Here is a 6805-nt window from a genome sequence, read left to right on the forward strand (position 1 = left end):
GCCCTCTTGATCACTGCCCACACCCCCATCCTGCGCCTCGCCCGATCCGGTTCGCCGGAGCGGGCGTGGGCCTTGATGGCGCAGCTTGGCTTGCTCGATTCCGCCAGTGATCCCAAGGCGCTGACCTTGCAGGCGCGGCTGGTTAAGGATCTGGCCAAGCGCGCCGGCACGGGTGCCGAGCAAGCGCGGCTGTTCGACCAGTCAGCGCAGCTCTACGCCAAGGCCGCGGGCATCACTGGTGCAAGCTATCCGCTGATCAATGCCGCATCGCTTTCGCTCTTTGCTGGCAAGCCTTTGCAAGCAGAACGCTTTGCGCAAGACGTGCTCGATCTGATCGCCGCCGATCCCGCAGAAGGCGAGACCCCCTATTGGCGCGAGGCGACCCAGGCCGAAGCCCTGCTGCTGCTCGGTTACGAGGTCGAAGCCCGCGCGGCGCTCCGCAAGGCCATCGCCCGCCAGCCGCACGCGTGGGAGGATCATGCCGCGACGATCGGGCAATTTGCGCTCATCCTCGCTGAGAAAGGCTGGGATGCGGGCTGGCTGGATCCATACCGCCCCCCGCCCAGCGTCCATTTCAGCGGCATTGCCGGGCTGGCCCCCGATGAACGCGGAGTCGCCGAGACGATTGCGCAATACATCGCCAGCGAGCGGCCGGGCTTTGCCTATGGCGCCCTTGCCGCCGGGGCCGACCTTGTATTGGCCGAAGCCTTCCTCGCCTGGCGCGATAGGGAATGCCCTGCGGCGGAACTCCACGTGGTGCTGCCCTACCCGGTCGATCGCTTCCGCCAGATCTCGGTCGCGGCCTTTGGGGATCACTGGGTCACGCGGTTCGATGCCGCGCTGGCGCAGGCGACAAGCACGACCACTTACGGGCTGGATGATCCGTCGCTGTCGCTCGCGGTCGAATACGCCGATTGGATCGCGATGGGGCGCGCTGTGCGCAATGCGCAGGTGCTGGGCAGCCGGGTCAGCGCGGTGACGGTAGTGGGCGAAGGCGAGGCTTTGCGCCAGCAACTTGCATCCTGGCGCGACGGAGGTCGTCCGCTGACGATCATCGAAGGGGTCCGGTCCGTTGCAGCACGGGCCAGCACCGCGTCAGCAACCCCGCGTGAGCGGTGGCAGACTTTAGTGTGGGCCGGTGAGGTGGCATGGTCGATCCATGATGACCTGCTGGCAGCAGGCGCGCAGGCGCGCGCTCTGGCGAGCAGGGGCGATGACAGGCGGGTGGCGATCCTGTTGGCGCTTTGCAATTCGGATCGGCCTGATCCGCCCTCGTTGCGGCGTGCAGCCGCGCTCGCGGTGGTTGCGACCCCAGGGGCGGTAGTGAGCGATGAAGCCACGGCGATGGCGCTTATCCAGGCCGGGTGGATCGGTACGGTGGAGGAATTGGGCGAACTGCCTCTACCAACAGGCCGCGAGCCGATCTGGAGTGTGCTCCCCGCCTAGATCACCATGTCTTCGAGAAGCTTGCGCGACACGATCGTCAAGCGGTCCGGCTCACGCCGGAGGATACCGCGACGCATTAAACCGTTGATCGCGCGCGATGCCGTCTCGCGGGTCGTCTGCGCCGTCAGGCCAAGCGCTGCCACTACCGGCGGCGGCGAAATGGCGTCGCCCTCACCTGCAGCGTTGAGCAATTCGGCACAGACCCGGCCCGTCGCCGTTAGCGTGATGCGCGCCGCCATCCGGTCAAGCGCCGAATGGTATTGCCGCGCAAGGATCATCGCGAGGCCGCTGCCGATCCGCGCTTCTTCCCGCAGCAGCCGATTGAGGCTGGCGGTGGAAATCTCGAGCACTGCGATCCGATTGAGGGCAACGACATCGGACACGAACTGGCGTTCATGCGGTAGAGCGCCGAATAATTCGCCTGCGCCATGCGTCATCAGCAATTGCACCTGTCCATCGCTGCCAATCAGCTGCAATTGCGCCTGCCCGTCGAGCACGATCCACACCTTCGCACCCATATCACCCTGATGGATCAGCGTCTGGCCATGGCGATAGGTGACGAAGATCATGGCATCGCTAAGCCTCTGCGCTTCCGCCGTACTGCACGCAAAAAACGACGCCAGCGCGGCCAGCCGTTCAGTCCGCTCCATCGGCGGTTCCGGCGGGGGAAATTGTCGGGAAGCAACGGTCGCTGGCGATAGTTCCGAACAGGGTGCCGAGCGTGACGGCGATCACGCGTACAGGCCACTCAGGAATGGCAGCTATGATTCCGGATCCGGCTGATCGCCTCGCGATAATCCGACACATGCCGCAACATAATCGGGAGTAACGCCAATGCGCAAATCCAATGTCATCACCGCAATCCTTTCGACCGCCAGCTTGGTGTGGATCGCACCGGCGCATGCGGCGGATGTTACACTCGACTATCACCTGCCCGAGGTGAAGATCGGCTTTGCCGCCAGCCACATGATCACGTCCTGCCCCAATGCGCAGGGCGTGGGTTTTGCGATGGACGTGGCGACGGCAATCAAGCCAGTCTACGGCAGGGGTGAGCAGATATTGATCAATCCCAAGGGCAACCTGTTCGTCGATCGGCAGGTCAAACTTGAATATCACGAGAACGGCACGCTCAAGAGCTTCAACGGCTCGTCGACCGGCCAGGGCGGGAAGTTCGTCGCAGCCGCGATCAAGGCGGCCAGTTTTGTCGCAACCTCTGCGATGGGCTTGCCAGTCGTCGGTGCTGCGTTTGATGGGGGATCGAGCACGCGTCCGATCCAGTGCAAGAAGAAGATCGTCGATCTGCTCAAGCAGAAAGAGGGGCTGGAAACCGAATTGGCACGCCTCCGGCAAAACCTGATCAGTCAGGGGACTTCGGAAAACCTGCTATTGCAAATCACCCGCACAGAGGAGGCAATTGCCAATACGAATTCTCAACTCACGGTCAGCCCCAAACCGGTAATCTGGACGCCAACAGCATCGACGATTGATCTGCCCTCTAATCCCAACTCGGCTGATCTGACGGCCTGGTTCGAAGATGTGACCAAGGAGGACTTGCAGACGGCCCTGAACGCGGTCGGTCTTGGGCAAGTGCTCGCCTTCAAGGCTTCCGCGACTTCGGTGATGGGGCGAGATACAAAGCCTACACCAAAAACAAAGCAGCGGGCGCTGGTCTATCGTGTGCCCGGCGTGATCGAGGTCACTCTGGAACCGTTAGCATCGTTCGCGCCCGGAAACTTGACTGGGATCGACGAGGCACATGCCCGCGCGGCGTATGAGGACACCAAGGCCAAGGAAACGGTTAGGGTGCCGCAGATCGGCACGCTTAAGATCATCTCCTTCGATGGCAGTGGCATTTTCGGATCGCGCGCGGTCGCTGCAACCTTCGATCAGAAAGGCGAACTGACCTCGATCGGATACACCAGCACCGGCGGTGCTGACGCACTGGCCGGGGTGGTCGACGCCTCGGTCGCTGCCGGGATCGAACTGCGCGATCAGGAGACCAATGCGACCAAGCGCGAAGTCGAAAGGCGCACGCAAGCCAATGCTCTCGAAGCTCTGATCGAAGCCGAAGCCAAAAACGACGTGCCCGCGCCAGCACCGGCGGACGCGGCTGGCAGCTAGCCCCAAGGGCCCGCGCTACCAACTCTGGTTCGCCCCCGCCCATCACATTGCCTGCATCAAACCAGCAATTTCAAAGGAGAAACACTATGTCCACCACCGACTCAGGTTATGTCATTTTCGTCGATGAAAGCGTTCTCGACGGTTCGGTCGAAATGTTCGGCATGGCCGGTGGCGTGTTCGCAGCTCTGCCGAGCGAAGCGGAAGCCGCAGCTACCACCGCAGAGGCCTTGCCCCCCGAAGAGCTGCTGTCCCGCCGCCACGCGGTACTCAGCCAGATCGCCAGCGGGATCGACAATCCGTCGACGCGCTTTGAAACCCTCGGCGCGGTAGGCGACGCGGCGACCTTTGGCTTGCCCAAGATCGCAAGCATCGAACCCCAGTCCGAGCCGCCCGCCGACATGCGGGTGCTGGCTGGGGTCGGCGCGATCCTGGTCGACCGCGACGAGCTTGATCTTGAAGCGATCTACAGCCAGCCGGGCGTGTCGGTCTATCCCAATCTCGAAGTGCACATGGTTCATCCCGATATGGACGCCGTGATCGACGTAGCAGAGGGCGCTGCGGCTGCGGCCGATGATCAATTCTGGCACCTCAGGAAGGTCGGTCTCTCCTCCGGTCAGTCCGGCGGTCAGGGGATTATGATCGGGGTGCTGGATACGGGGATCGACGATTCCCACGCGGAATTCACGGGCAAGGTTGTCCACTTCCGCGAATTCGGCAAGGATGGGCAGGTGGTTGGCAGCAACGCCCGGGATGCGGGCACGCATGGCACCCATGTCAGCTCGATCGCGGCAGGCCGGACGTGCGGTGCAGCCCCCGATGCCGATCTGGCAGTGGCAGCAGTGCTGACGACGCCTGATGCGCAAGGTCGCCTATTCGGTTACCTCAAGCAGATCGCAGCCGGCATGGACTGGCTGGTGCAGCACCAGTTCAGACCGGGGCGGCGCGGTGTCGATGTCGTCAACGCCTCGCTTGGGGGCTCGGGCTATCAAGATTATCTCGAACAGCCGGTGCTGAACGGGCTGACGGCCGGGATTTCGATGATCGCTGCCATCGGCAATGATGGTCGCAGAGGTGCCGGGTTCCACGGCTCGCCAGGCAACTATCGTACCACATTGAGCGTGGGGGCGAGCGATGCCAACGATGTGACCGCTAACTTCAGTGACTGGCAGTTGTCAGGTCCCGACGGCCGCATTCAATATCCGGTGCCCAATCTATCGGCGCCAGGGGTCGATGTTGTCGCGGCCATTCCCGGCAATCGCTACGCTCGCATGAGCGGCACTTCAATGGCAACTCCGTTGGTCACAGGGATTGCGGCGCGGCGGATGAGCGCCAATCCCGCGCTGCTGGGCCATCCCCGCGCACTGTTCCTGAGCCTGCTGTCCACGCTCGATCCGATCCAGCCGCATCCCTATAGCCGCAACTATGGTGGCGCGGGTCGCATTCGCGCTTAGGTCGGGCTATAGGCCGGGGGTGACAACTTTCCTGCTCATGCCTCTCGAATCGGTCCTGCCGGACGGCTGGCGCGAAAGCCTTGATCCTTTCGCGCCCCTGCCGTCCGGGCACGATTCGAAAGCGGCTGAGGAGCGTTCTGAGCAGCTGACCAACGAATTCGCTGCGCGCTGCGCCGCAATCGACGCCCAGTTGCGTGCGCGGCTCACCGATCATGTCGAGCTGACATATCTGGCAGGCATTCGTGCATGGTCTGCAAAGGTGGACGATGCGATGTCTTCCGCAGCCTTTGCTCAATCAATCGGAGACATCCCGGTCCAGATCATGCCCGAAGCGCCCTTCTCAGCGATTTAGAGTCTCCTTTTATGGAGGAACCCCTCCGACTTCAGTCGGATATTGGCTTCAGCCCTGAACTCGGTGGGTAGCCTGGGCTACAAGAGCGGTTGTCACACGACTTTTCACCATCGCTACCATCTCGTCTGGGCGCCCAAATACCGGTTCAAGGTGCTGCGCGGCGAAGTTCGCCTGCGGATCCGCGAGATTATCCGGCAGGTGTGCGCCGAGATGGGCGTAACCATCGTCCATGGTGTCCTCTCGTGCGACCACGTCCATCTGTTCGTCGAAATCCCGCTCCACGTCTCGGTCAGCGACTTCGTCCGCCGGGCAAAAGGTCGGTCCTCACGCAAAATCCAGCAGGAGTTCGAGCATATCCGCAAGCGCTACTGGGGCCAGCGCTTCTGGCAAAGAGGCTACTTCTCCACAACATCCGGCAACATCACCGACGATATCATCATGCGATATCTCGACAAACATCCCCACAAAAACGGCTTCAGCCCCTCAACATGATCCTACCGGTGTCAGCCGGTCAGTCGTTCAGTGTACAATGTCCTGAGAACCCATTTGCCGTCCTTCAACTGACCCTACATTGCTGCAATTTGATACTCGAAAGCCCCATCAGGCAGGGCGGTCCGATGGCCAATTCAGACAAACGGATGATGACGGCTCACCATAGCCGAAAAGATTGGGTCGTCAGCGAGCGAGACTTTGCTCTGATGGTTTGCTTGCGACACTCCGCCTAAGCTGCAATTCCGCTTCCCCCCCAGTTGGAGCCGTGAGCGGCGCTGCCGCGCGACCCCGAATGGGGCATGGCAACTTCAGGGGAAGGCGGTCATTCAATCGTGGCCTGGTGAAGGACTGAGTCCGCCAACATCTCGGACGTTCAAGCTGGCGAATGAACATCCCGAAAGCGGCCATTCGTTCATCTGCGTTTTAATGACGCAAACTGGGACATTCCTGCCGGGGTGCGCCGCGACTGGGAACGTCTGGTTCCTTGATCGCAAAGCGCTGGAACAGGCGCTGGATCGGGACAAGCGAAGGGGACATCATCGCGCCGACGCGGCTGCCGACAGTCTTGGGCGACCGACATCAGGGAGAGGGGGCTCAGTCCCAGCCCCATGACGTCTGGGGTGGCGGGCAGGAGGTGCTGACGATGTCGATCAAAGCTTCGATCTGTGCATCGTCGATCCGAACCATCATCAAAGGGCCGTGGATATAGGCTCGCAGCTTCCGGCGAAGCGCGGCGTCATTGTCGCGGCTGTTATGTTTCAGGAAATTGACCAGGTCGTTGGGGACTGTCAGATATTTTGTGCGCGAGGCCGGTTATCGTCATCAGATGACGAACCGCTCGCCGAAGATCACGGCGAACTGGGTTTTTGCCTCGGCCCACTCGCGCGGTGGCCGTTTCCATTCATCGGCGGCCTTGTTGAGTACGAGGTATAGCAGCTTCATC

General features: G+C 61.9%; 6 protein-coding genes. 5 read left to right on the forward strand and 1 reads right to left on the reverse strand.

Annotated elements, in window-relative coordinates:
• Positions 1–6: 6 nt before the first annotated feature.
• Entirely contained in the window at positions 7–1446 is a 1440-nt protein-coding gene (locus KM135_RS19580) for a tetratricopeptide repeat-containing protein (protein WP_343228235.1), read from the forward strand.
• On the opposite strand, the gene KM135_RS19585 is transcribed toward KM135_RS19580, so the two are convergent.
• The gene (locus KM135_RS19585) at positions 1443–2096 is read right to left on the reverse strand and encodes a Crp/Fnr family transcriptional regulator (protein WP_221715768.1); all 654 of its coding nucleotides are present in this window, start codon (positions 2094–2096) and stop codon (positions 1443–1445) included. The two genes, KM135_RS19580 and KM135_RS19585, sit on opposite strands and share 4 nt — an antisense overlap.
• A 184-nt stretch (positions 2097–2280) precedes the next feature.
• On the opposite strand from KM135_RS19585, the gene KM135_RS19590 reads away from it, so the two are divergent.
• The 4 genes from KM135_RS19590 to tnpA all read left to right on the forward strand — a co-directional run bounded on the left by KM135_RS19590 (position 2281) and on the right by tnpA (position 5862).
• Positions 2281–3567, forward strand: coding sequence for a hypothetical protein (locus KM135_RS19590; RefSeq protein WP_221715769.1), 1287 nt, complete (start codon positions 2281–2283; stop codon positions 3565–3567).
• Positions 3568–3653: 86 nt separating this feature from the next.
• Positions 3654–5018 (forward strand): S8 family peptidase, encoded by a 1365-nt coding sequence (locus tag KM135_RS19595; RefSeq protein WP_221715770.1) that lies wholly within the window; start codon positions 3654–3656, stop codon positions 5016–5018.
• 19 nt (positions 5019–5037) lie between these two features.
• Positions 5038–5370: a hypothetical protein gene (locus tag KM135_RS19600; protein ID WP_221715771.1), complete on the forward strand. Its 333-nt coding sequence runs from the start codon at positions 5038–5040 to the stop codon at positions 5368–5370.
• Positions 5371–5442: 72 nt separating this feature from the next.
• Positions 5443–5862: an IS200/IS605 family transposase gene (tnpA, locus tag KM135_RS19605; protein WP_221715772.1), complete on the forward strand. Its 420-nt coding sequence runs from the start codon at positions 5443–5445 to the stop codon at positions 5860–5862.
• Positions 5863–6805: the final 943 nt, after the last annotated feature.

Origin of the sequence: Sphingobium xanthum (assembly GCF_019737615.1) — a bacterium.
GTDB classification, from domain to species: Bacteria; Pseudomonadota; Alphaproteobacteria; order Sphingomonadales; family Sphingomonadaceae; genus Sphingobium; species Sphingobium xanthum.

Coding starts and splice junctions, on each gene's coding strand:
- KM135_RS19585 (WP_221715768.1), bottom strand. CDS start 2,096: ATGGAGCGGACTGAACGGCTGGCCGCGCTGGCGTCGTTTTTTGCGTGC.
- KM135_RS19590 (WP_221715769.1), top strand. CDS start 2,281: ATGCGCAAATCCAATGTCATCACCGCAATCCTTTCGACCGCCAGCTTG.
- KM135_RS19595 (WP_221715770.1), top strand. CDS start 3,654: ATGTCCACCACCGACTCAGGTTATGTCATTTTCGTCGATGAAAGCGTT.